This is a genomic window from Bacteroides sp. BFG-637 (assembly GCF_024793605.1).
Taxonomy (GTDB): domain Bacteria; phylum Bacteroidota; class Bacteroidia; order Bacteroidales; family Bacteroidaceae; genus Bacteroides; species Bacteroides vicugnae.
This window is the reverse complement of sequence record NZ_JANUPD010000002.1, coordinates 1606877-1633101: the sequence shown is the minus strand read 5'-3', so window position 1 is coordinate 1633101 and position 26225 is coordinate 1606877. Positions and strand designations below refer to the sequence as shown.

At 39.3% G+C, this 26225-nt stretch carries 12 protein-coding genes and 2 pseudogenes; 7 read left to right on the top strand and 7 right to left on the bottom strand.

The window, feature by feature from the left end; translation table 11 throughout:
- The 4 genes from NXX38_RS06725 to NXX38_RS06710 form a co-directional block, all read right to left on the bottom strand.
- Positions 1-2622: a hypothetical protein gene (locus tag NXX38_RS06725; protein ID WP_258978884.1), complete on the bottom strand. Its 2622-nt coding sequence runs from the start codon at positions 2620-2622 to the stop codon at positions 1-3.
- An 8-nt stretch (positions 2623-2630) separates the two neighbouring features.
- Positions 2631-3632 carry a hypothetical protein gene (locus NXX38_RS06720; protein WP_258978883.1) on the bottom strand — a complete coding sequence of 334 codons (1002 nt, stop codon included), beginning with the start codon at positions 3630-3632 and terminating at the stop codon, positions 2631-2633.
- Between the two features lie 35 nt (positions 3633-3667).
- On the bottom strand, positions 3668-5479 hold the full coding sequence (locus NXX38_RS06715; RefSeq protein ID WP_258978882.1) for a glycoside hydrolase family 105 protein: 1812 nt from the start codon (positions 5477-5479) through the stop codon (positions 3668-3670).
- 200 nt (positions 5480-5679) lie between these two features.
- Positions 5680-6960, bottom strand: a complete 1281-nt coding sequence (locus NXX38_RS06710; protein WP_234131782.1) for a hypothetical protein — start codon at positions 6958-6960, stop codon at positions 5680-5682.
- Positions 6961-7293: 333 nt separating this feature from the next.
- On the opposite strand from NXX38_RS06710, the gene NXX38_RS06705 reads away from it, so the two are divergent.
- A complete protein-coding gene (locus tag NXX38_RS06705) occupies positions 7294-7860 on the top strand; it encodes an NPCBM/NEW2 domain-containing protein (protein ID WP_258978881.1) in 567 nt (188 codons plus the stop codon).
- Entirely contained in the window at positions 7857-9245 is a 1389-nt protein-coding gene (locus NXX38_RS06700; RefSeq protein ID WP_258978880.1) for a putative Ig domain-containing protein, read from the top strand. Before NXX38_RS06705 ends, NXX38_RS06700 begins: the two co-directional genes overlap by 4 nt.
- Positions 9246-9649: 404 nt before the next feature.
- Here NXX38_RS06700 and NXX38_RS06695 read toward each other — a convergent pair whose 3' ends face one another.
- Positions 9650-10177 carry an RNA methyltransferase gene (locus NXX38_RS06695; RefSeq protein WP_258978879.1) on the bottom strand — a complete coding sequence of 176 codons (528 nt, stop codon included), beginning with the start codon at positions 10175-10177 and terminating at the stop codon, positions 9650-9652.
- Between the two features lie 491 nt (positions 10178-10668).
- On the opposite strand from NXX38_RS06695, the gene nadA reads away from it, so the two are divergent.
- A complete protein-coding gene (nadA, locus tag NXX38_RS06690) occupies positions 10669-11607 on the top strand; it encodes a quinolinate synthase NadA (protein ID WP_258978878.1) in 939 nt (312 codons plus the stop codon).
- Between the two features lie 272 nt (positions 11608-11879).
- A pseudogene (locus tag NXX38_RS06685) lies at positions 11880-14202 on the top strand (GH92 family glycosyl hydrolase).
- Between the two features lie 51 nt (positions 14203-14253).
- Here the strand turns inward: NXX38_RS06685 and NXX38_RS06680 are convergent.
- Complete coding sequence (locus NXX38_RS06680; RefSeq protein WP_258978877.1) at positions 14254-15936, bottom strand: right-handed parallel beta-helix repeat-containing protein; 1683 nt, start codon at positions 15934-15936, stop codon at positions 14254-14256.
- 8 nt (positions 15937-15944) lie between these two features.
- On the bottom strand, positions 15945-18344 hold the full coding sequence (locus NXX38_RS06675) for a glycoside hydrolase family 95 protein (RefSeq protein WP_258978876.1): 2400 nt from the start codon (positions 18342-18344) through the stop codon (positions 15945-15947).
- Between the two features lie 301 nt (positions 18345-18645).
- On the opposite strand from NXX38_RS06675, the gene NXX38_RS06670 reads away from it, so the two are divergent.
- The 3 genes and pseudogenes from NXX38_RS06670 to NXX38_RS06660 all read left to right on the top strand — a co-directional run bounded on the left by NXX38_RS06670 (position 18646) and on the right by NXX38_RS06660 (position 26173).
- Entirely contained in the window at positions 18646-21645 is a 3000-nt protein-coding gene (locus NXX38_RS06670) for a TonB-dependent receptor (protein WP_195648699.1), read from the top strand.
- Positions 21646-21666: 21 nt separating this feature from the next.
- The gene (locus tag NXX38_RS06665) at positions 21667-23328 is read left to right on the top strand and encodes a RagB/SusD family nutrient uptake outer membrane protein (protein WP_195648700.1); all 1662 of its coding nucleotides are present in this window, start codon (positions 21667-21669) and stop codon (positions 23326-23328) included.
- 81 nt (positions 23329-23409) lie between these two features.
- Positions 23410-26173: pseudogene (locus NXX38_RS06660) on the top strand (GH92 family glycosyl hydrolase).
- Positions 26174-26225 lie beyond the last annotated feature (52 nt).

Below are 26225 nucleotides of genomic sequence, written 5' to 3'. Positions count from 1 at the left end.
TTATTTCTCTACTCCAAACTCAACCTCGTTTGCCCAATGCTCTTTCCAGTCCGGATGGAATGCTCTGGAGTTTTTCTTCGAAACACTTCGTCCGCGTGCTATTTCCATACAAGCAGCCCCGGCGCCATCATCATTGATTCGGGCAGAGAATTTAATTTTATCGCCTTTATCAATGGCTTTTTTCACATCGGGTATTTCGGACCATGGAATGGCACATTCATAATACAATGTATTACCTTCACGTGTGGTAATCAATTTTCCATCTTTTACAGCCCCGTCAAATGGAGATTTGGGTTGGCGAGGATAGAAGTGTTTTCGTGGCATGCCCGGAACAAGCATTCTCCATATTTCAAAACCACCGCCATATTCGGGAGCAACAGTATTCAAGGCGTATTCATAATCTGTGCATTTATAACCGATGTAACGCGGCATGGTGCCTTTCGTTTCAGCTTCCATACCATCTTCGCCGATTGGAATTACATTAAAAGCAATAAGTATATTATCCGTTGCTATCCCATTGGTGCCATCCGGTAATGTCGGGCGTTTACGGTAAGTGAAACGACGTACCTGTTCCGGCCATACCAAAGGAACCAAATCATCTTGAGAAACAACATTGCAAGTAACATCTTGAGGCAAAGAAGAATCTGCACCAATCAGATAATATCCTAATTGCCCGTATTTACCAATCCAGTTTCCGACAGTATCAAAATCACGGTTTACAAGTTTTGCTGAAGCACCGGTATTACCCGAGTTAACAACATTGTCTGATGAATCAAAAAAGATACCTGATAATTTCGTTGTGTACCACCAACCATAAGATGAACAACGTATGCGCACATTACCACATAAATCCAATGTCAGATAAGTACCATTCCATAGCTTGTCTATCTTGGTAGAAAGTAATTCTTTGCCACTTTCTTTGTCATAAACAGTAACAGATAGCCCATTCTGATTTATACTTGGGAAATAAAGAGAAGTGCGGACATATTTATCTTTTGGCAAATGAATATCCATACCCATCGACAGAGTAGTAGATGTATTTTCCATATAATTCATCATGCGCCCTTTTGCCGAAGGCAATTGCAATGCTTTTGGATCGGATTCTGCCGCAGGCTGTGTCACTATGGTAGAATGCATGGCATATATGGTCTGCATATAAGCTGTGTCAGGATAGAAATAATCATCATCATTGCGAGTCTCAAATCTCAATGTTCCCTTATTGGGAGTTTTGTCCGCAACTTTTGCTGCAAAATAAAAATAGTCATCATCGTAAGCCAGGTAGGTATGTGCCAATCCTTCCGCATTACTATCAAACTTTTGATATGGATACCATGCAGCTTCCGTCAAAGAAATGCTGGCCTTGGAAGAACCTTCTATCGTTTGTGAGATCATATTTTGCCAGTCATTCAGATTACCATCTATCTTCATTGTTTTTTTTGCAATGTAATTGACATGCATATTTTCCCAATGTACGGCGAATCCATCTTTTCCGGCATCGAAATGAACTTCAAGCGGATAGTTATTATCTACACTGGCAGTCCCATTTGCCACTTTCACTCTGATTATTTTTGTCTCATTAGGCTTAAACGATACATTCTGCGGATAAGATATATCCAGATTACCAATAGAAACAGACAATACACCTTTCACCGGACGATTGAGGATATTGGTCAGTTGAAGTTCCATTTCCGGTTTGCTGGCAATGGGAACTGTAAAGTCTTTCGCAATTATTTCTATAGGTTCATACCCCACGATGTCTGCCTTACTAATGGCAGAAACAAGTTTGTCAAAAGCTCCCTTCTCACCATTTACACGCATATAATATCCCTGATAATTAAGAGGGATTTCGTAGATTCCATTTTTAGGAGCAATGACATTTCCATAGAAATCATAAAGCAGGAAGGAGGGATTGGCTTTCAATATCATTTTCCCGTCAGTGATGGGATAGTAGGTATTCAGTTCATTTTCTATCTTTTTACGTTCAGCACTATTTGCAGGTAATGTTTTCAATTTATGATGCAAGTCGATTTTTTTTCTCGCTTCGCTTAGGCTACGCACATTTCTGAAAAGGATATTCTCTGCACCGAATGCTTCACCCAAATCTCCGGTAATCACAATTGTTCCGTCGTCTTTCTTATTTTCATACCCATCAAAGATCATTACCCAAGGCAACCCATTTTTAAAAAGAAGCCTGTCAAACTCTCTTTCTCCGATCATACTTTGTGCTGCTCCCACAGCAGCTGCCGCAGACCATGTATTGTGGAGTTTAGGCATTGTCTCCTTTCCTTTTTCGGTACGAACCTCCATACTACGCACTGACCGGTTCGGATCCCCGGAATACATATAACCTCCAAATATACCCATCGATCTGTCATATCCGGCGGAACGGTTGGCTGCAATAACAAGCCCCACACGGTCGTCGGTATTTCCTACCCAACTTTCGGTATCCCATATTTTCACACGCCCCTTGTTATCCTTACGCTTATTCCACTCGGGATATAATACCGGTGCCTCCATACCTTGATAGTGAATGGAGAGAAAATCAAAGATTGGCAACATATCCATTGTTCCATCAGCAAAAAACTTATCCAACGCATTCGAATTAGAGTCGCCTCCTCCCACAAGAACATCTATGTTTTCTTCCGGGCTTCAAGCACCGCTTCAGCCATTTTCGTATATATCTCTTTATATCTTATCATATCAGCCTGCCAACCGGATATGGAAGTTCCTTCCCACGGTTCGTTCCACAAACAGACAGCCGTTACCGGTCCTTTGGGCCAGCCAAAATCAAGACATAATTCTTTTACGAATTTCTTAAAGTCTTCATCCAATTCGGGAAGCCATACCAAATCCTGCTTCGTATGAAGAAATTTTCCATTCTCATCCAAATGCGGCCTGGTAGTACCCAAAGGCATGGACTGTGCCATACGTCCCTCACCAAACATCAGCATAACAGTGATATTGTTATCCATGAAATCTTTCATCAATCTCTTCAACTCTTGTCGGAATCCTTGATAATCCGAACTATTAGTCGATACGAAAGGAATACCGTAGCGAATGGACTGAACACCTACTCTATTCAAAAAATCTACTCCCAAATAATCCAAAGATTGTTTGGGATATTGCATTTTCACTAATGACGGCTTCATGCTATAGACAAAACTTGTACCCAATCGACGCCCGTACTTTCCAAGATCAAACACAACGGCATATCCTCCAAAATCCTTAATATCGTCTACCGATACAGACGTATTGACATAGCCATTCGGCGAGATTGATAGGTGAACAGGAATCACTTTCTCATAATCAAGCTTAATCATCTGGGGCAACCAAATATCATTAGGGATTCCTTTCGTTCCATAGCGAAAGATATGTACTTTCGCATCTATATCTATTGATTGTGATGTGTTATTAATCAACTGAAACTTGAGCCGGATATCATCCTCCGGCCAAAAAACATTAGCAGGAGCAGACGATTCTATCAGATTTACATCGAAATCATAAAATCTTAGTCCATTTTTTACACCCATTATTTCTTCGTAGCCTACCCAGTCTTGGGGGTCTTTCATCTGTGCTGCCAATGTCGAGACAAGCATGAAAGACAAAGCCATTAGTACAAGTATCTTTTTCATAATATTATATTTGGATATCTATTTTTTTACATCAGTTATTTGGCGTATTCATCCATCATTCGCTGGACTTCTATACCTGCAAATATGACGGCAAACGATCCATGTGTATCATCATCGAAAAATGGACGGTTCATATAATAGTTTACATCTTCAGTACACATGGTTCCTATACAGATTTTATGTACCGTTCCATCGTCTTCGATCTCGGATGCCACTGCATCCCATCCTTTCAATGCAATTGGTATGAATTTTTTCTTATCCAGCCAGCCATACCTGATACCGCGTGCTATACCCATTGTAAATATGGCCGTACCCGAAACTTCCTTGGGAGAATCGCTACGATCGATTACATTATGCCAGAATCCGTCAGGACTCTGATATTTTATCAGAGAATAGACAAAAGTCTGATATTGCTTGAGTATTGCTTTGTATTTGGGATGACTCTTAGGCAATGCCATCAATACGTCAGACATAGCCCAAATAGCCCATCCATTGGCACGTGACCAATGAGGTAGTTTAATGCCGGGGCGTGATGTATAATTAGCATGCATATAAAGACGAGTGTCTTTGTTCCATACATGTTTCGTAAAATCTATAATCTGATTGGCTGCATCATCGAAGAATATCTTTCGCAACTCCGGTGAATTGCTATACAATCCAGCTTGTATCAAGAAAGGAATACCCATAAACATATCATCTACCCACACTGTATATTTTTCCGGAGTATCACGGGTATAATTGGTCATTCCTTCACTTCTGATTTGCCCGAAACGTGCATAGTTTGTCATTTTATCAATGTATGCCTGATAAATGTTTCTATTCTTAAAATCCTTATCTGTACGTAAACGGTATAGAATGGGAAGTGAGGGAGCTAATGTAAAATCAAGTAATGTGGAATTAATTACCATCGCATTGGCTGAATTATATGCCCGCAAATTGTTGACTTGATAGTCAACAAATGGCATGCCTTCCATTTGATAGTCGCAGAAGTCAGTTGCCCATTTGGTATATTTATCTGCTCCGGTCAGTTCACCAAGTTGCTGCATGGCCCAGGCAACACCTCCATTATGGTAATTCCATTGGTAAGTAGTTCCCCAAACTTCGGGATCTATCATCTCTCCGAGTACCTCTATTTTAGGAATTGTCCAAGTCACCGGACAATGAAGTCCTTTATACATATATCCAAACTTGAATTCCTGTTCCGGTTCATGCACTACGTCAATGCCACCCCGAAAAGGTCCGATAATGAGCCAGTTGGTAAGGTTGGATACTTGTTTATCAACATTATTCAAATTGGTTAAACCTATTTGAGGATAACTTCGGACAATGGATAAAACGGCATCATTATCACTTGGTGGTTGTAAGAACACACACCATTCTTTGCCGAAAGTGGCCGACTTTATTAACACATTGTTATTACCACTTTTCAACGGAAGCAAGAATGAAGAAGTCATCTGCATACTTCGTTCTCCGCGGTTTATCTTAATATCCCGCTTCCCTTTATTTTCATAAACCAGTTGTCCGTTACACCAGATTTTACAGGCATCGTTATGCTCTGTTTCTACACGTATGGTGGTATCTCGGGGAAACGATAGCTGTGTATAGGCATAGGCCACAGCTTCTTGTCCCAAACCGAAGGTACGCCCGAAATCCACAAAGTTTAACGTGTTGAAAGAAGTACTACGAGAAGCAAGTCCCAGCTTGTAAGCAAAGGGAGTTTCTCTAATCAATTTATCACCAATCTTCTTTACTTTTTCTACAGGTGATTCTTTGCTCTGTTGAGGAAAAGCAGTGCCTACCCCCAACAATGCAGATAATAACAAGCATATCCATTTCTTCTTTTTCATCGGATCATTTCAGATTATATAGATTTAGTTAACGCGCCCAACAGGACAATGATAACAATTGCAAATCTATCCCAAATCATCCGCAACCATGCAAACAAAAGGCTAAGAAAAGAGAGAAAAAGGTAAAACAAAACAGGAACAAAATATGAACAAAACAAGACAACCACCTATGTATAAGATGGTTGTAAGAAAAGAGAGTACTATTTTCTTTTATCTGAATCGAAGTTTTCTTCATATACAACCTTACCATCAAGATTGTAGACTTTCACATAATCTACAGCTCCGCATCCCTTAAATCTTAACGTAAGTTCATTGGCATATCCCAAAGGTTCATTATAATCCATACCTAACACTTCTTCTCCATCTACGTAGAAGGTAGTTTTCTTATTCACTACTTTGATAGTCATGACATGCCATTCGGAAGAGTTAAAATTAAACCGGCTTAAGTTGTACTCATCTCCCTTAATTGTATTTTCTCCACTGATGAATTTTATATAAGCATATCCGTTTTCATTCATAGCAAAGCCATGCATAGCTGTATCCGAATGTATATACATGATAATATCCGAGCAAGGAACAGCATTCTCCTGTTTTGAATTGCGAACGCGTGCCTCGTATATGAAATTATCTCCGTCTATCAACTTTTCTTTATAAAACACATAACTGACAAACATGTGGTTAGTATGCGCTTCTTGTGGGACATTTTCTATTGGTAAACTTACATATCCCGAATCATTGTAAGCCTGCTCCATCGGAAAAACTCGAAATATTTTCTTTCTTTCCTCACGGACGAAAACCGACCACCCCGTCTTGCGGCACTCCACCGGAATGGTCTTTATAATTCTATCTTTATACTTCAGATGACAGAATGCTTCACCTTCATATATATAGGTGGCATTTATCTTATCTATATTTTCATTTAGTTTTCTTTCGGATACATCCCCATTAGCTTCTTCATATACAACAGTGATATCTTCAAATAATGAAGCTGGTATATGATAGGAGAATGTGACTGTAAGCGGGCATATTCCTTTTACTTGTGAAGTGGTAAATTCTATTTTTGAAATCAGATATTCCACATACATATCCTTTAATTTATATGTATACAACATATATCCGACTATTGCCAATAATAGTATAGCAGTAAAATTTACATACCATTTATTTTTCTTATAGATACGATTCGATACCTCTTCCGGATCTTTTGTCACTTTATTCGACGTGTTATCCAGCTGGGAACTATTTACATTTTTTTCTGTGTCATCTGTATGCTCCTTTGTTTCTTCAACAACGTCTTCCGTCTGGATACTGATAGCCTCTTCTTTCTTCGTTTTCTTCATTACAAAGTCGGTATACCCCGAATAACCTAAGAAACGACATAAAGCATCTTTTGTCGCCAACTGTGGATTGCCTGTCTTCTGCTGAAAAAATCGTTTAAGTGTATTAGCATTTACATCGATCTTCGTTGTTTCGAAGATCATATTTTCCAGTGTTTTAAATTGATTTAAGTCCCAGGACTCCGAAGAACCCCACGACTCTAATAAAATATTATATTCTTTTATTATTTCCTTTATGTACCTTTTATCCTTATATTCGTCCATCATTTATATTAAAATTAAACACGAACTAATTATTTAGAAATAAAAATCCGCTGTGAAAATACAAATAAAATCTAGTAATTGTCAAGCATAAAGTGGTTTATTTGCGTTTTGTCCGGATTTTGTTTTCATTTTATTCTCTTTTTTATTCAACTTCATCAATCCTATCCTATACTTTTGCAGTAAAGAATTTATTTAATACTAATTTCAAATACAATGAAAAAATACTTCTCCGCATTATTAATCATACTGCTTTCGAGCTTTACAACTGCTCCCCGTATAGTATGGTTAGATGAATTAGATCTCTCTAACATCGATCAATCTGCAGGTAAAGCAATAGCCAATCAATCAATGTGGAAAACACCACTTTCTATTGCCGGAGAAAAATTTGACCGGGGTGTAGGTACACATGCCGCAAGCGTATTCCGCATAAAACTTGACGGCAAAACAATCTCCTTCAAGGCATCTGCAGGAATAGATGACTCGGCACCCGAACACGAATTAAAACAAGCCAGTGCTGAATTTATAATTTTAGGAGATGGTAAAATCATCTGGCGAAGTGGAATCATGCATGCAGGAGAAAAAGCAAAACAAATAGATATTTCTACTAAGGGTATAAAATCTCTAATCCTACATGTCGATCATGCAGGAGATGGAATAACCGGAGATCGTACCAACTGGGTAAATGCCAGATTTGAAGTTAAAGGTGTCGATCCTGTTTCGGTAAAAAAGAACGTGAACAGGAATACATCCTCACCCCTGCTGTTGCAAAACAACCTATGATTAATGCTCCTTATATATATGGTGCCCGCCCGGGAAATCCATTTCTGTTTACAGTACCTATTTCAGGAGAAAGGCCACTGAAAATAACTGCAACCAATTTACCCGAAGGATTATCCATCGACAGCAATACTGGCATTATTACAGGAAAAGCAATAAATCCGGGAACCTATACTGTTCATATCTCCGCTAAAAATCAATATGGAGAAACTAGTAAAGACTTGACTCTTGAAATTGGTGAAAAGATAAGTCTGACTCCTCCTATGGGCTGGAATAGCTGGAATGTTTTCGGAGCAGACATTGATGACAAGAAAATAAGAAGAATGGCCGACCGGATGGTAGAATTAGGACTCGTCAATTATGGATATGCTTATATAAATATTGATGATGGATGGCAAGGTGCACGTGGAGGAAAATACAATGCAATAATGCCGAACGATAAATTTCCTGATATGAAAGGCCTTGTTGATTATGTGCATAGTAAAGGACTCAAAATAGGAATATATTCTTCTCCGTGGGTACAAACTTTTGCAGGGTACATTGGCAGCAGTGCTGATACACGTGATGGTAAAGTTATCAATTCAAGCCGCAGATATGGAGAATTTTCATTTGCCAAACAAGATGTAAAGCAGTGGGCAGAATGGGGATTCGATTATATTAAGTATGATTGGGTAACTAATGATATAGCCCATACAGCAGAACTATCATATCTTTTACGTCAATCGGGAAGAGATATTCTGTATAGCATCTCCAATGCTGCCCCATTTGAACTGGCAGAAGACTGGAGCAATTTAACAAATGCCTGGCGGACAACAGGAGATATTTATGATTCCTGGTGTAGTATGACTACCATAGGTTTCCTTCAGGATAAGTGGCAACCATTTGCCAAACCAGGCAGTTGGAATGACCCGGATATGCTCATTGTAGGAAAGGTTGGCTGGGGAAAAAATATACATCCTACACATTTATCTCCTGATGAACAATATACGCATATCACTTTATGGAGTATTCTGGCAGCGCCTTTACTGATAGGATGCGATCTGGAACAGATGGATGATTTTACAATGAATCTATTAAGTAACAGAGAAGTAATAGCCATTAACCAAGATATTGCCGGTATACAAGGTAGCAGAGTATATGCTGATAATAATAAAGAAATTGAAGTATGGAGTAAACCATTAAAAGATGGTTCCATAGCAGTCGGATTATTCAATCTATCCGATAATAAACAGAACATATCTATTTCCTGGGATCAACTGAATATTCAAGGTAAACAGAAAATACGTAATCTTTGGGAACAAAAAGACAAAGGCATTTACATCAATAAATATCAATCTGATGTACCTTCACACGGAGTACTTTTTATAAAAATAGCACCTGTAAAATGAAACGACTTGATATAATTTGCAGGTAAAGACAAACTAACAGATCTGAATTACACATTCGATACTTATCAACCGACTCTATTAACTCTGGTTAATAGAGTCTGGTTATAACCTTTCTTATTCTGGACTTACCAATATTTATCTTGCTTTTACAAAACGTATATAAGCAATATGCAAGAGCTATAGATGCTACTCGCAGGAACTATATGTCCAACGTGCAGCGCATATATGTCCAATACGCAGGATATATATCCCCTGTAAACAGCATCTATATATCCTGCAAAGAGTATAATCACATCACTTGGATTCTATACTTATGAACAATCAAAGACCTATTGATTATTAGTATATTAACTATGATATAAACCAGTTATAAACTACTTATTAACCAATGAAGTTTTAAGCCATTAACGTAGCTTTTTGAACAAATCCCAAATTACAATACCGGTAGTTACAGAAACATTCAACGAGTGCTTCGTACCATATTGAGGAATCTCTATACAGCCATCTGAATGGTTAATAACCTCCTGCTGTACCCCTTTCACTTCGTTTCCCATTACGATAGCGTACTTCTTGGTTTTATCCAGCTGAAGTTCATCAAGCATGATGCTTCCTTCCACCTGTTCTACAGAATAAACGATATATCCCTCTTTTCGGAGATTATCAACAGCATCAACAGCGTTATTAACATACTTCCAATCAACAGTGAACTCCGCACCCAATGCAGTCTTATGCATTTCAGGGTGTGGCGGGGTAGCTGTTATACCACACAGATAGATACATTCAATACGGAAAGCATCCGAAGTACGGAACACAGAACCTATATTGTGCAAACTACGAATATCGTCCAGCACTACTACCAGAGGCAGTTTTTCAACTTGTTTAAACTCTTCGGCACTGATACGGTTCAGCTCTGTTATTTTCAGTTTACGCATACGTCTTTTCTTTTATTATGTTCTTGTCCACAAAGGTAATTCTTTTCTGTTAACAGAGGTGTTGATAACGGTTTAAAACCTGTCAAAACTATCGGCAAAGATTTTGAAAAATAATTCTTGCATTATTCAAAAGAAGATATATGAGGTACTCGTTATGAACATTCCAAAAAATAAAATCAAAACTTTCCATGCAGACATAAACATATTTTTCAGCACTTATCTATCTGTTTATATCCATAAAGTTTTTAACTTTGCACTTTATCAACAGGGAGTTAATAGCAAACTGTCTATTGCCGGTACTCTCATTGATAATGAAGTGAATAGATAGGATATCTTCTTCTTTTTTCCCGTTCATAACGGACTCATAAAGCAGAAGCATGGACTAATAACTTATCCGGCAAGAAAAAACGGATTTATTTGCTAACACTATTAACAGGCTATCATTACTAACAAAGGATTTTTTTTAAAAGGAAAGAAATAAGAATATTATTATGAATGAACTCATAAAGACTATTAACGAGCTGAAGAAAGAAAAGAATGCAATCATTCTGGGGCATTACTACCAGAAGGGTGAGATACAGGACATCGCTGATTACGTCGGCGACAGTTTGGCATTGGCTCAATGGGCAGCCAAAACGGAAGCGGACATTATTGTGATGTGTGGCGTCCACTTTATGGGGGAAACGGCAAAAGTGCTTTGTCCGGACAAGAAAGTGCTGGTGCCCGACATGGCGGCAGGTTGTTCGTTGGCGGACAGTTGTCCGGCGGATCAGTTTGCGCAGTTTGTCAAAGAGCATCCGGGATACACCGTTATTTCTTATGTCAATACAACAGCTGCGGTGAAAGCGGTGACTGATGTGGTGGTGACTTCCACCAATGCGAAGCAGATCGTGGAAAGTTTCCCAAAAGATGAGAAAATAATCTTTGGCCCAGATAGGAATCTGGGGAATTATATCAACTCAGTTACGAACCGGAATATGTTGCTTTGGGACGGTGCCTGTCATGTGCATGAACAGTTCTCTGTTGAAAAGATTGTGGAATTGAAGACGCAGCATCCCGAAGCATTAGTGCTGGCACATCCCGAATGTAAGAGCACAGTTTTGAAACTGGCTGATGTGGTAGGATCTACAGCTGCTTTGTTGAAGTATGCCGTGAACCACCCGGAAAACACGTATATTGTGGCTACCGAATCGGGTATCTTGCATGAGATGCAAAAGAAGTGTCCGCAGACAACGTTTATTCCTGCTCCTCCGAACGATAGTACGTGCGGATGTAACGAGTGTAGCTTCATGCGGTTGAATACGTTAGAGAAGCTCTATGAGTGTTTGAAGAATGAAGCACCGGAAATAACGGTAGATCCGGAAGTAGCGAAGAAAGCAGTGAAGCCGATTCAGCGGATGTTGGAGATTTCGGCTGAACTGGGATTATAAACTATTGAGAATATATAATCTATAATTAAGGCTGTTTCAAAGATGCTTGGAACAGCCTTAATTTTTGGCAAACTATTATGTAAAAGAGATAATGATGACGCATTTGTATCAGTAATAGGCGTATTTGTGTTTTAGTAGACATCACTTCTTCTCTATCTTTGTGCTATTAATAATTGTAATATGGAAAACATAAATAATAGGGCAAGATGATTTTATTCATATTTCAATGAATGTAGATGATGAAATAACTATAACAACCTTTTAAATATAGAATGATGAAAACAATAAACCGACTTGTATTAGTACTATTATTCTCGATTCGTATTTTTTTATCTAATGCTCATGAACTAGTTGATTATGTGAACCCAATGATTGGCGCGACGACTTTGGATAACATAGGAAATACAGATCTTGGGTTAGGCAAAACTTTTCCGGGTGTATGTACCCCTTTCGGTTTGGTACAGTTAAGTCCGGATACGAAAACCGGTGGAGATAATGGGTCGGGATATTCTTATCATCATACAACTATTGAGGGATTTAGCTTTACTCACATGAGTGGCATTGGTTGGTATGGCGATTTGGGCAATTTTCTGGTCATGCCGACTACCGGTAAACTTCATACTTTTAAAGGAACAGAGGAAAATCCGGATGAAGGCTATCGTTCCAGATTTTCTCATGAAACGGAGTCGGCACATATTGATAAATATGAAGTGAAACTTGATGACTACGATATCAAGGTGGAATTGACTGCTGCACCGCGTTCGGGAATGATACGCTTCACTTATCCCGAACATGAAGAATCGCGTATCCAGATTGACTTGGCACGTCGTATAGGGGGGGACTTCTACCGAACAATTTGTGGAAGTTGTTGATAATCATATAATTCGGGGATGGATGAAATGCACACCCGAAAACGGTGGCTGGGGAAATGGTGCAGGCCAGGCAAATTATACCATTTATTTCTATTGTTTGTTCAGCCGTCCTTTAGTGGATTTTGGTATTTGGAGTGCGGACATTCCCGAAGGTATTTCTCGCAAGAATGAATCGAATGATGACGAGAATTATTATCAGTATGTCAGAAATGCTGTTATTCATCCACAGGCAAAAGTGATGGAAGGTAAACATTTGGGATTTTATACTCAATTTCCAACCAGGAAAGATGAACAGGTTCTGATGAAATGCGGTATATCTTTTGTCAGTATAGAAGGCGCACAAAAGAATTTGGAACATGATATACCGGATTGGGATTTCAACAAAGTTTCTGTGTGCACGCGGAAGATGTGGAATGATGCATTATCTAAGATAAAAATAGAGGGAAACGAATCTGATAAGACTACTTTTTACACTGCGTTGTATCACACGATGATTGATCCGCGTTGTTTTTCGGATATAGACGGAAAGTATATAGGAGCTGACAATAAAGTTTATCAGACTTCTACGTTTACATACCGGACTATTTTTAGTGGTTGGGATGTGTTTCGCAGCCAGTTTCCTTTGCAAACGATAATTAATCCGGATTTAGTGAATGATGAAATTAATTCATTGATACAGATAGCGGAGAAAAGTGGAAAGGGGTATTATCCCCGGTGGGAGTTTCTGAATGCTTACTCCGGCTGTATGGTAGGCAATCCGGCTGTATCTGTTTTGACTGATGCTTATCAGAAAGGAATACAAAATTATCCGGTAGATAAATCCATTCAGTATGCTATCAACACCGTACGGACATTTGGCAATAATGAAGACGGATATGATTCCGGAGATTTATCTAAAACGTTAGAGTATGCTTATTCCGACTGGTGTGTCGGTACTTTGCTTCGTTCTCAAAATCGTGTTCAGGAAGCAGATATTTATTTGAAGAAATCAAAGGCTTACCGTAATGTATGGTGTGACAGTGTAAAGTGGTTCAGAGCACGCCTGTCAAAAGAAGAATGGTTGCCTTGGAAAGGGAAAAAAGTACATTGGCAGGGTTGTATAGAAAGTAATAACTATCAGCAAGGATGGTTCGTTCCGCAGGATATTGAAGGTATGATACAATTAATGGGAAAGAAATATTTTGAAGAGGAATTAATCGAATTCTTCAATGGGGCGGATGATGATTTTAAATGGGGAGACTATTACAATCATCCTAATGAACCTAATCATCATGTACCTTTCTTGTTGAATTATACTTCACAACCTTGGCTTACTCAATATTGGACACGGAAGATATGCCGCAATGCTTATAATAACACAGTTAACGGACTTTGTGGAAATGAAGATGTGGGACAAATGTCTGCTTGGTACATATTGGCGGCGATGGGGATGCATCCTATTTGTCCCGGAAATAATACATATGAACTCACATCACCGCTTGTTAATAAAGCTACGATTGAATTAGACAATCGTTATTATAAAGGAAAACGTTTTACCGTCATAGCCCGGAATAATTCGGAAGAAAATGTATATATACAATCTATAACTTTGAATGGCAAGAAAATAAACCGTTTATGGATTACTCATCAGGAAATAACTCAAGGAGGAGTATTGGAATTTGTAATGGGGAAATATCCTAATAAACAACTGAAAGGAAATCTATCATCCGGACAATCCAATTAATAAGGTAATACAGCACAGAACTATTTTACTGGTTGGAATCCTGTGGTAATTTTACTCATTCTCCACATTTGTACAATGTTCCAATAAAACAGATTCTTTTGTGGAGATAGGGTAAATCCCATCAAAATAGTTTCCTGAAATTCGGATATTATCTGTCCAACGGGCATAGATTGCCTGTTTATCTTTCAGTGTCAGTGTAAAACGATTATTTTCGATACGGATCCCTTTATGAACAGTTCCGTTCGGACGGTTATTTTCGGGAGCAATATTGATAACCGGACTTCCACATTCTATGAAATGGTTGTTTCGGATGGTAAGATCATGTACGGGGCCTGACTCATACCAACTGCGAGCATCATTTGAGATAGCAATAGCACTCATTGGTGTACGATAAAATACGTTATTTTCGATTATAACTTTCCGGCGTGTCGTAACAAGTATTCCTCTTGTCGGTGTCCGGGCAAAATAGTTATTGCGGATTTCTACTTCCGGTGTCCAAGTGATATTTTCTATTACTACCTCCTGTTGTGGTAGGATAGAAGGAACGGAACCATTCAGTGTAAGTTTACAATCGTAGTCGTTTACTCTCTCCACTTTGAGTACTGATGCTTTATGCAGACATTGTAATGAATGTATTTCTGTAAATTCAACTTCATCTCCAGGAAAGAAAGCTTCAAATCCGTAAGATTGAGGATGCATGAAACGAACTACTATTTTATTTCTCGGTTCGTAAGCAATAACTTTCAGATGAGTTCCGTGTACATTGATCGGATCATCTTGTGCTCCTTCAAAACGAGAGTTGATGATACGGATTTTTCCTTTGCATCCGGACATTTGAACAAAGTCAGCAAAACTGGCACAGGTACGACCACTGCCATACTCCGGTTCACAGTTTAAATATTTGTAAGTCAGATTTTCGGAATATTGGCCGACAATTCCAAAGTTTCCTAGAAAATGCAGGTTCAAATGTTCAAGTATAATGTTTTTGCTCAAATGAATAAATCCACATGCTTCATCTCGGATGGCATCCCGCATCTGAAATATTTCTCCCGGATATAAAGTTATTTTCTTGTCGTATGTTGCGTGTATCTGATGATTTCCGATGTCGGTAAGAGAAACGACATGGTCGGTAGGCAGATTACAACGGTTTGTTATATTGGTATGTAGATTAAAAGTTTGGGCAATGCCACCGGTAAAACTCCATTCTGTTCCTATCCATTTTATCTGTTTATCTGCAATTTCATACCGGTCTTTGGGGTGAATTCTGAAAGTTGCCGTATAAGCTGTTGTATCAATAACTTTCATTTCCGTAACCGAAGGATCGGCAGCTTTCAAAGTAAAATTGCGGAGTGTTATATTTTCACTTTTGTCTATAACAAAAGAAGTCATTTCTCCGTGTGTAATCAGATGTGCGCCACCACCATCAATAATTAAGTTTTTCATATCCTTTATCCAAAGGCCAATGTGTTTGGTAGGGTCGGGATTTTCTTCTTTAGAGGCAGTGTTGGATATAAAATAAACTTGCTTGGAACTACTGTTGCGGTATAGATCATAGTTTCCTTGTTCAAGTTGAATCACTACTTTCTTCCCTTTCAAATGACGTGCTTGTTCTATGGCATTTTGTAGGCGTGGAGTTGCATCACCGGGTTGCGCTTTCACATAAATAGTTTCTTGTGCCGACAATATGCTGAATACACTTACTTGGAAAAGGAAGAAAATAATGATTCTGTACATAAGTTTACTTATTTGAATTTCAATATATCTTTAGCTTTCATGGATACGGTAATCAGTCCGTTGTTTATCACTGGGTTGATTCGTTTATTATTCAGCGTGATAGTGTAATTTTTCCCTTGTGGAACTTTTACTGTAAATGTATTGTCAGCAGTAGCTTTTAAAGTTGCTTCGTTAATCAACGACTGATTCCAGGCTGCTGAAACTTCCGCTCCTCCTTTCACACACAGGCCTTTATAATTTCCTACGTTCCATTGTTCGGGCAGACAGGGTAGGAATTCAATATATCCTTCGTGTCCTTGTACCAGCATCTCTGCTATTCCGGCCGCTCCGGCTGTATTTCCGTCAAGAATAAAAATATCATAGGGTGCTCCTGCAATACCGGCAGGAGAAATGCTCAACAGGTTCTCACGTGTGAATATACTCTCAAGAGTAAGGACACTTTGATAAGCTTGTTTGGTATCTTTCAGTCGGGCATAGAAACAAATCATATTGGCGCGACTCCATTCCGTGTCTTCCCAACCTTCCGCAGCCAGGCGGTCTTCGATTGTTTTGCGTGCACCTGCGGCGAGTTCGGGAGTTTTATCAAGGGTAATCTGTTCGTAAGGATAAAGAGCCAGTAAATGTGAAGTATGGCGATGATTAGGGTGTGCTTCGTCATAATCTTCCAACCATTCTCGTACACCTCCGTTAGCACGCAGACGGATGGGAGGGAATTTCTTGATGGCTTGTTGTAAACTATCACTGAACTCCTTATCAATGTTCAGGATTTGAGCTGATTGAATACAAGCATTGAATATTTCATAAGCTAATACACGGTCACAGGTGGGCATCATTGATGCACATAAATTATTACCTTCGTAAAGGAAAGAATTTTCCGGTGAAATGCTTGGTCCTGTTACCATATAACCTGTATTGGGATCTTCAACCATATAATCGAGAAGGAATTCTGCATTTCCTTTTAACAGAGGGTAAGCGGTTTTCGCTAGATAATCTTTGTCACGTGTGTATTCGTATTGAGTCCAGAGATGCGAGGCAATCCAACTGCTTGCTGTGGGAAATAATCCCCACAGGATGCTTCCTGAAGGAGCTGTGTATTCCCATATATTGGCTGTGGTGTGAGCTGTCCATCCTTTGCATCCATATATCTTTTGAGCAGTTTTCGCTCCATGAACAGATAAATCTTCGATATATTTGAAAAGGGGAAGATGGCACTCTGCCAGGTTGCCTACGTTTGCAATCCAGTAGTTTTGTTGTGTATTGATGTCCAGGTGATAATCATTTGTCCATCCCATGTTACATGCTAAATTATCATTAAAGAAACCTTGCAGGGCGGCTGGAAGAGGTGAATTTTCTCGCGATGAGGCTAGTAATAAATAGCGTCCGTATTGGAAAAGCAATACATCAAGGCCGGGATCATATCCGCCTTTTTTTACTTGTTCCCATCTTTTGTCAGTTGGCAGACCGGCATATTCTCCTGTTCCCAGTTGTAGGGAAACACGGTCGAACAGAGGAGCATAATCGTTGAGATGAGTTTTCTTCAGTTTTTCATAAGTCTTCTTTTCTGCTTTTACAACAGTTTCTTTGCAAAGAGATTTATAAGCGTCATTCTTATAATTCGTGCGTACATCTATTACAATAGTCAGCATATCAGCATCATTCACTGATATGGAAGAATCTTCAGCTTGTAGTGTTCCATTAGGCGCGGATATTGCAATACGGCCTTGAAAGCTGACACCACCGGGACCTTGCTTGGGAAAATTAACTGTTCCTTCAAAAATCAATTGATTACCATCGGTTGAAATTTCAGATTCCCGCAGCATACTTAATGATAGTTTTGCATTAATAGCTTTCTTCTTACTGGCGGACATTCGTAATACAAGAACGTCGTCCGGATTGGTTGCAAAACATTCGCGCACGTAATTAACGTCACCTATTGTATAATTGGTTGTACTGATAGCTGTACCTAAGTCGAGAGAACGACGGTAGTTACTGACTGTATTTTCCGGATAACTGAAAGTGAGTTTCAAGTCACCGATAGGAAGGTGTGTACCAAAAGAATGTCCATTACCATGTAGAAATTCTCCAGCAATTTGATTTCCTTCTTGTATTTTTCCTTCGAAAAAGAGTTTTCTTAATTCATTCATTCTTTCTTTTCCGAAAGGAATTTCCTGATTCTCGTCATATTGTCCTGACCACATGCTTGATTCATTCAATGCGATGGTTTCTTCTTCGATACCTCCGAATACCATCGCTCCGATACGTCCGTTGCCTATTGGTACAGAACTCATCCATTCTTTTGCGGGTTGTTCGTACCATAGTTCAACTTTATCCTTTGCTTCCAGATTCGTACATCCGGAAAGGGATATCATCATAATGGCTAGAGAAAAACTAATGGTTTTAATTTTCATGGCTCAAATATAATTAAATGATTAATATATAAATAGGAGTTGTTTTTTTATTATAGGACAAAATTAGTCCATCGTGATTTTATCTGCTCTATACAAATGATTCATAAAATAGAAAGAATACGTCCTGCAAGAAGCCTGGACGATATTTGAATCAAATATTCTATTTTTTGCAGCGTTCATAACTCAATTACTTGCTACATATCGGGTATATTTGCATTGCGTTTAAAGATAAATATTAGATCTAATAAAAAACATGAGATTCATTAAATACAATTTTGTTTTACCTATAAATTCAAACTACATGAAAAGAAGCTCGAAGGCGGTAATCTCTTTATTATTTGCCTGTTTATTGTTGGGAACTCCAACAAAGTCTTTAGCTTTGGAACCAACATCTGCTGTTGCTAATGACACGAAGGAGCGAAACTGGACTATCCAGGGACAAATACTTGAAAACTCGGTACAGCCTCTTCCTATTGCAGGTGTTAATGTTCTTATTAAAGGTACTACGATTGGTACTATAAGTGACACGAACGGATATTTCTCCATTAAAGCTCAAAAAGGAGATGTTATTGTGTTCACTTATCTTGGGTTCCGACCTTATGAATTTGTAGTATCCCGTGCTATCAGTAACTTGAGTGTCTCCTTATCCGAAGATTCTGAAGCATTGGATGAAGTGATAATTACCGGTTTTTCGGAAGAAAAGAAACTAAATTCAATATCCTCCGTATCTACATTAGATATTGCAAAAAATCTGAATTCCAAGCCTATCACTTCTATTTCGCAATCTTTGCAGGGAGGTGTCACAGGTCTGACGGTTACTCAAAGCTCCGGTATGCCGGGAGGAGACGGAGCTTCTATCAAGATTCGCGGTATCTCTTCATTACACACCAATAATGACCCGTTGGTTCTGGTTGACGGTATTCCAATGGATATGAACCAACTGGATCCGAATACAATTGAAAGCGTTACTATTTTAAAGGATGCTGCCGCAGCCGCTATTTATGGTGCACGTGCAGCCAATGGTGTGATTGTAGTAAAAACTAAACGAGGTACGGTAGGAAAGATTAATGTATCGTATGACGGTTACTTTGGTGTTCAGAAAGCAACTTATCTTCCTGATTTCGTGAATGCGGCAGAATATATGACTATGGCTAATATTGCCCAAAAGAATATTGGCGGTGATGAGTTGTATGATGGCGAGTTAATCAAAAATACAATTGCCGGTACCGATCCTTATAAATATCCGGATACAGACTGGGCAGATTTCTTATTTGGCACAGGATATGTACAAAACCATTCAGTGGCCGTTTCGGGTGGTGGTAGTCTGGCACGTTTCGCTTTGAGTGTAAACTATATGCAGAATGAGGGATTGACAGAGCATACAAGTTCTGACCGTTTGAATATCCGTGCCAATACCACTGTCAGTTTGCGGGATAACCTGTCTGTAAACATGGACTTCAATGCTTACCGTACCAACCGGAAGCAACCGAAAACAGACGCTGCTGATAAGTCATTGTTTGAATGGATGTATAAGACACCGCCCAATACCGTAACTCGTTATCCGAAAAAGGCAGGTAGTGATTTTACTTATTATGGCAACAGACCTAATATGACTAATCCGGCAGCTTATATCGATCGTGCGGGAATACGTGAAGATTATGAGGATAATATCAGTGTGAATATTTCTCCTCGTTGGGAAGTATTGCCAAATCTGGTACTGAAAGGTCAGTATTCTTATCGTATCAGTAGTCGCGGAGGTAAGAGCAAACGGGAAGCATATAATTTCTTTGATTATGATACAGATGCTTTACTGAATACTTGGGGAGCAGATTTTTCAGATTATAGAGATCATGATACCTATTATTATCTGGGTGGTACTGCTGAATATACGTATGATAAAGGCGATCATCGTCTGTTTGTCATAGGAGGTTACAATCAGGAGCTGACTCATCAGAACAGTTGGGACAGTTATTCAATGATTTCCATGTTTGCTAAAGCTAACTATACGTATGATCGACGTTATCTTATTGAAGGTACTGTGCGCCGTGACGGTTCTTCACGTTTTGGAGACGGTGAAAAGTTCGGAGTATTTCCTTCTATTGCTGCAGGTTGGAATGTGCATGAAGAAAAATTCATGAAATCATTAAAGAACGAAATCAATGAATTGAAGTTGAGAGCTTCTTATGGTTTACTTGGAAACGAAAATATCGGATTATATAAGTATCAGACTTTTATTGATATGGGTAATGGGGAGGAAAAAGAATATGGTAACCCTGAAATTACCTGGGAAAAGGTGAAAATGCTGAATATCGGTGCAGATATTCGCCTGTTCAAAGATTTGAGCCTGACTTTCGACTGGTACGAAAAAACGACTTCAGGAATGCTTATTACTCCTCCTATTTCTTCTATCGGTGGTACTTGGGCAACTGCTATTAACTCTGGAAAAGTACGTAACAGAGGTTGGGAATTTAGTGCAAATTACGACAAACAGTTTAAAGACTTTGGCTTCAGTATTCATGGTGGCCTGTCTCAAAATAAAAATAAAATCATAGATTTGTTTGGAGCACCTTATGATAACGGGTCTACAATCAACCAAATAGGTTATGCGTTAAATAGTTATTATGTTTATCCTACTGATGGTTTATTGCAGGAAAGTGACTTTACGAAAGATGCTTCAGGCAAATGGATACCCAAAGAGGGAGTAGTTATTTTTGATGGACAACAACCGGGTGACATCAAGTATTTGGATGTTTCCGGTCCTGACGGTACTCCTGATAATAAGATTACTACTGACGACCGCGTAATACGTGGAAATGACCAGCCTGACCTGAACTATTTTGCAAACCTTTCTTTTAATTATAAGAAATGGAGTTTTGAAGTTCTATTCCAGGGAGTGACAGGTGTGGATGCCTATTATAGTGCGCCTTTTTCTAACGGGCTGAACTTGACAGGAGACGGTTTGACGCCTATGAAAGCACAATTAGATTATTGGACGCCGGAGAATCCGGGCGCGCGTTATCCGAGACTGACGCCGTCTCCTGATTACGGTAATAATCATCATGCGTCCGATTACTGGCATTTTGACGCAAGCTACTGCCGTGTGAAATACATTCAGGTGGGATACACATTCGACCAAATGTCACTGAAGAAAGTAGGTATTTCCAGCATCCGCGTATATTTGAATGCCCAGAATCCGTTTACTTTTGCCAAAGAAAGCATGATTGATCCTGAAAACCGCGGTCAGATGGGTTCTTATCCATTGGTGAAAACTTATTCTGTAGGTCTTAGTTTGAACTTCTAATCATTAAAATATAGACATATTATGAAACGATATAATAAAATAATTTTTAAAGGTTTGTTTCTGGCCGGACTCATTGGCTTATTCAGTAGTTGTGAAGACTTTCTGACGAGAGATAAACCGAATGCTTCGACAGATAATGATTTCTGGAAAACACAACAGGAATGTGAATCGGCACTTGGTACTTGCAAGTTGTGGTTGAGAGGTGATTGGGGTGGAGATGAGATAGGTATGGTTTTTCAGGACGGAGCGTCAGACAACGTTTATTTTACAGGAAACTTTGACGTGCGTATCCAGCAGTTGGGAAATGGTTCTTTAGTGCCTCCGGCCGACAATAATAATCCCGGTCCATGGGAATATCAGTTTTACACCTGGAACCAATGTTACCGTAAAATCCGCAATTGCTGTCGATTGCTCGATAATATTGATAATGCCTATTTTACGAATGAGTCTGAACGCGACCGTATGAAAGCGGAGGCGAAAGTATGGCGGGCATGGTATCATATTCGTTTATTAAACTGGTATGGTAGAAATGATGGTATTCCGTATGTAGACAAGGCTTTGTTGCCTTCGGAGATTTATATGGCACGCACTCCGGTTAATGAATGTCTGGATAGAATTAATGCAGAGTTGGACGAAGTAATCAATTCGGAAGCTCTCCCGTTTATTTGGGATGAAGGAAGACGTGACCGCATGTCCCGTTCTATTGCCCTGACTTTGAAAATGGATGTAAATCTCCAATTCAAACGATATGATATAGCTAAAGCGGCTGCATGGGAATTGATAAAGAGTGGAGAATTTGAGTTGTATTATTCTACTGCTACCGACAATAATCCGGGTAAGAACTACCGCGACTTATTTACATATGTGGGTAAACAGAATAAAGAACGCATTTTATATAAGGGAGGCGGTTCGAGCGGTATATTTTCCCGTTGTATGTCGGGAAGTTTTGGCGGACAAGGAGTAATGAATGTATTGAAATCGTTTATAGATACTTATGAAACGATAGATGGACAAACAATTCAGTCTTTATCCACTTCTGAAAGAGAGGCTTATGAAAAAGATCCGTATCATGGAGCAAGAGATCCTCGTTTGAATGTCAGCGTTTTTGTACCGGGTGATAATACAGGACTCTCCAATTATACATTTAGTCCTTTCAATCCGGATTGTGGTGATTATATTGGCAGGAACGATGGTATTCGCAGCGGTTATATGGTGAAGAAATTTATGACTGAAGATGATCGTGGCAACAATGGACAAGGCAGTCTTGATTTCGTTATTTACCGTTATGCGGAAGTATTATTGGATTATGTTGAATGTTTGGTTGAAACCGGTGATTGGGATGATCCGAAAGTAAAGGAATATATTGATGCTATTCGTGTTCGTAGTGGAATGCCAAAAATGGATCAAACGGTTTATAATTCAGAGGAAAAGGTACGTGAATTATATCGTCGTGAACGACGTGTAGAACTTTGTTTCGAAGGCAAACGTTATGATGATATACGTCGTTGGGGAATTGGAAATGATGTAATGAACGGTCCTATTTATGGAGCATGGAATCCTGACACACAATCGTTTATTAAACTTGAAGAACGTCGCTGTACATTCCCGAAGTTTGATTCATGGCCGATTCCGCAGAAGGAAGATACTTCTAATCCTAATATAAGTCAACCTACGGGTTGGTAAACTTTTATTCTCCAATGAGAAACACTATATTTCTCATTGGAGAATACTACATTTGTTAATGTAATAATTAATAGAAATCAGATGAAACCATACCGCCTGTTAACAAGTTTAATTACTTTATTGTCTTTTAGCCTAGTATCCGCTTCCCCATATAATATTGCGCCTGATAGTCGTGTATCGGCCTCGTCTACATTAAATGAATCGTATGGAAGCATCTAATGTTACTGACCGGATAATCCGTGTACCGGACAAAGGAGAATGGGCTTCTAAAAGCACTATGACGTTTTGGGGGCAGATTGATTATCCCTGGATACAATTAGACTGGGATAATCCGGTATGTGTTAACAAGGTTGTTTTGTATGACCGTCCCGATGAAAAAACACATATCGCAGGCGGTATATTGCATTTTAGTGATGGGAGTTGTATAAATGTGTGCCAAATACCTAATAATGGTAGCCCGAAAGTAGTTGAATTTTCTGCAAGAAAGACAAAATGGATCCGTTTTGAGGTAACTGACGGAGATGGGGTGAATCTCGGCTTATCAGAAATTGAGGTTTTTCCGGCTCCTGAAGATTATTCTGATTATGTGTCGTGGGTAGATCCCTATATCGAGTCGGCAAGAGGGAGATATTTCTTTTTTGTCACGGGGAGTCAGCCATTCGGGATGATAGGTGCTGCTCCTTTAACCCGGAATAAAAATCAATATGGCGGGGGATATAATTATAACTCTACCGATATACTCGGTTTTCCCCAGATACATTGTTGGATGTTGTCCGGTTTATCACTCATGCCTACCACTGGAAATGTGAACCCGACATTAGGTGAACAACATTGGAAATCTCACTTTACACACGATGGAGAGATTGTACAACCGGGTTATCACCGGTTATATCTGGAGAATTATAATATGTGGGTGGAGCAAACTGCAACAGACCGGGTTAGTTTTTACAGGTTGACATATACCGAACATGCATCAGCAAATATATTGTTTAATCTGGGAGGGTATGTTGGCACTTCCACTATGGTTAATTCCAAAGTGTATAAAACAGGCAATAATGAGATTACCGGATATTTTGATACAAAGGGACGTTTGTGGGGCGGACCGGATATTGTGAGAATATTTTTTGTAGCTCATTTTGACAAGCCTTTTGACTCTCTTGACGGTTGGGCTGATAAAGACTATTTTACTGATATTGAGGAGTTTCAAGGAACTACAGAAAGTACGCCACGGATAAGTTCGGGATGGAGTTATCATGATGCTCCCACATCAGGAGTCAGTGCAAAATATGAAGTCCGGGCGGGAGATCAGATAAATGTTAAAATGGCAATTTCATATGTAAGTATTGCTAATGCGAAAGAGAATCTGAAAGAAGATTGTGATCATTGGAATTTTAATCAAGTTCGCCGGGAGTCACAAGATGAATGGAATCAATGGCTGGGTAGAATCGAAGTAAAAGGAGGGACGAATGCTCAAAGAATCAAATTATATACAGACTTGTGGCACACTTTGCTGGGACGTCATAAACTGGATGATTATAATGGCGAATATCCGGATTATACAAAAGGCGGAATACGGCAAGGATCACATACGGTAAATGTAAAACTGGCGGTTGGGAAATTGAAGAAAGACAGTCGCGGTAAGCCGATTCATCACATGTATAATTCAGACGCATTTTGGTTGACCCAATGGAATCTGAATACTTTGTGGGGACTTGCATATCCTTCCGTATTGGATGATTTTGCAGCGTCTTTGATACAATACGATGTCAATGGTGGTTTATTGCCCCGTGGTCCTTGTGCCGGAGGATATTCATATATTATGACTGGGTGTCCTGCCACATCACTTATCACTAGTGCATATCAAAGGGGCATAACCAAAAAGTGGTCGCCAAGGGCAGGTTATGAAGCGATGAAAAGAAACCATGCCAAGGGAGGTATGCTGGCGTTGGATATGGATAACGAACTTGATTTTTATATTCAAAACGGATATTGCCCTGATAATGCGGGATTGACGATTCAGTGGGCCTTTGAAGACTGGGCTTTAGCAGAAATGGCTGCTAAAATGGGTAAACGGAAAGATTATATCTATTTTCATAAAAGGTCGACAGGTTGGACGGAATCTTTTAATAAACAAGTAAATCTTATCCTACCTAGAAGAAAAGATGGAAGCTGGCTGCATACCGATCCTTTGAATGGTGCGGGATATGTGGAAGCTAATGCCTGGCAAGCTACATTCGGGTTATCTCATGATATACCTAAATTGGCGGAGCTTATGGGTGGTAGCGATAGTTTATGCTATATGTTGAATAATGCTTTTGAGCAATCCAGATCAACAGATTTTGTTTATGGTTACGGTGGTGGATATGTGAGTTATGCCAATCAGCCGGGATGTTCTAATGCACATGTTTTCACTCATGCGGGTAAGCCTTGGTTGACTCAATATTGGGTACGTCGTGTGAAGGAACAAGCCTATGGAGCAATAACACCGGATAAAGGATATGGCGGGCACGATGAAGATCAAGGACAGATGGGAGGTGTGAGTACCTTGATGGCAATCGGACTTTTCAGTTTGGACGGTGGTGCAAAACGTGATCCGGCTTACGATATAACAAGCCCGGTATTTGACGAGGTTATTATAAAATTGGATTCAGTTTATTATAAAGGTAAAGAGTTCAGGATAAAAACTTATAATAATTCGACAGAGAATTGTTATATACAGCGTACCTGTCTAAATGGCAAAGAATATGATTCTTATCAAATCCCGCACATTGATTTTGCTCAAGGCGGGGTACTCGAATTATGGTTGGGAAATGTTCCGAATAAGAAATGGGGAATTGCTGATTGATATATTTCATTTTATATATAATATTATGACGTTCGTTCGATATAAGAAAATT

Bases quoted from the DNA above. Each gene is read 5' to 3' on its own strand.
- NXX38_RS06720 (WP_258978883.1), bottom strand. From the start codon at position 3,632: ATGAAAAAGATACTTGTACTAATGGCTTTGTCTTTCATGCTTGTCTCG.
- NXX38_RS06715 (WP_258978882.1), bottom strand. From the start codon at position 5,479: ATGAAAAAGAAGAAATGGATATGCTTGTTATTATCTGCATTGTTGGGG.
- NXX38_RS06710 (WP_234131782.1), bottom strand. From the start codon at position 6,960: ATGATCTTCGAAACAACGAAGATCGATGTAAATGCTAATACACTTAAA.
- NXX38_RS06705 (WP_258978881.1), top strand. From the start codon at position 7,294: ATGAAAAAATACTTCTCCGCATTATTAATCATACTGCTTTCGAGCTTT.
- NXX38_RS06700 (WP_258978880.1), top strand. From the start codon at position 7,857: ATGATTAATGCTCCTTATATATATGGTGCCCGCCCGGGAAATCCATTT.
- NXX38_RS06695 (WP_258978879.1), bottom strand. From the start codon at position 10,177: ATGCGTAAACTGAAAATAACAGAGCTGAACCGTATCAGTGCCGAAGAG.
- nadA (WP_258978878.1), top strand. From the start codon at position 10,669: ATGAATGAACTCATAAAGACTATTAACGAGCTGAAGAAAGAAAAGAAT.
- NXX38_RS06680 (WP_258978877.1), bottom strand. From the start codon at position 15,936: ATGTACAGAATCATTATTTTCTTCCTTTTCCAAGTAAGTGTATTCAGC.
- NXX38_RS06675 (WP_258978876.1), bottom strand. From the start codon at position 18,344: ATGAAAATTAAAACCATTAGTTTTTCTCTAGCCATTATGATGATATCC.
- NXX38_RS06670 (WP_195648699.1), top strand. From the start codon at position 18,646: ATGAAAAGAAGCTCGAAGGCGGTAATCTCTTTATTATTTGCCTGTTTA.
- NXX38_RS06665 (WP_195648700.1), top strand. From the start codon at position 21,667: ATGAAACGATATAATAAAATAATTTTTAAAGGTTTGTTTCTGGCCGGA.